Source organism: Pseudomonas sp. PA-4-8C (assembly GCF_021606625.1).
GTDB lineage: Bacteria > Pseudomonadota > Gammaproteobacteria > Pseudomonadales > Pseudomonadaceae > Aquipseudomonas > Aquipseudomonas lactis.
In genome coordinates, this window is record NZ_WKCD01000560.1 from 1 (window position 1) to 1003 (window position 1003).

Below are 1003 nucleotides of genomic sequence, written 5' to 3' on the forward strand. Positions count from 1 at the left end.
ACTTCAAGGTGTTCGCGTTCAGCGGCACCGAGGCCATCAGCCAGCCCTATCGTTTTGAACTTGAGCTGGTCAGCGAGCAGCCGGATGTCGATCTGGAGGCCTTGCTGCATCGGCAGGTGTACTTGGGCTTCGACGATCAGGGGCATGGCGTTCATGGCCTGGTGTATCGGGTTGCCCAGGGCGACTCGGGGCGGCGCTTGACGCGTTATCAGCTCAGTCTTGCGCCGCATCTGGCGTACCTGGCGCACAGCAGCCATCAGCGTATTTTTCAGCATAAGACGGTGCCGCAGATTGTTGCTCAGGTGTTGGCCGGGCAGGGGATTCACAGTGATCGCTTTGAGTTCCGGTTGAGCGGTGATTACCCTGAGCGTGAATATTGCGTGCAGTTCGGCGAGAGCGACCTGGCGTTCATCCAGCGCCTGTGTGCCGAGCTGGGGATTCACTATCATTTCCAGCATTCCCCCGAAGGGCACCTGCTGGTGTTTGGTGATGACCAGACCGTGTTTGCCCAGATGGATCAGCCCACGCCTTACCGGCCTGGTTCGGGAATGGTTGCCAATACCCCTGGGATCAAGCGCTTCACCCTGCAATTGGCGACCCGTACCACGGCGTTGAATCTTCGCGATTACGACTTTCGCAAACCCCATGTGGAGCTGGAAAGCGCAGCCGTCGATGAGTCTTTGCCCAAGCTTGAAACGCAGCACTACCCCGGCAATTTTTCCGACCGAGCCCATGGCAGATACCTCGCCCAGCGTGGCCTGGAGCGGCACCTCAGCGACTATCGCAGCGCCCACGGCCAGGGCGATGAGCCGGCGTTGGCCGGTGGCCGGTTTTTGCAGTTGCGTGAGCACCCTCGCGAGGACTGGAATGATTTGTGGCTGGTGACTCAGGTGCGCCATGAAGGCAAACAGCCCCAGGTGCTGGAGGAGGCGGTCACCGAGGAGGAGGGAGGGGAACTGCGCCAGGGCTATCGCAACGCATTTGTCGCCGCGCCATGGGATGC

The 1003-nt window shown here is 60.6% G+C and carries 1 protein-coding gene; it reads left to right on the plus strand.

What is annotated here, in order from left to right; genetic code table 11:
• Nucleotides 1–1003, plus strand: a 1003-nt coding sequence (gene tssI, locus GIW04_RS30955) for a type VI secretion system tip protein TssI/VgrG (protein WP_236479637.1), incomplete at both ends; no start/stop codon positions are given.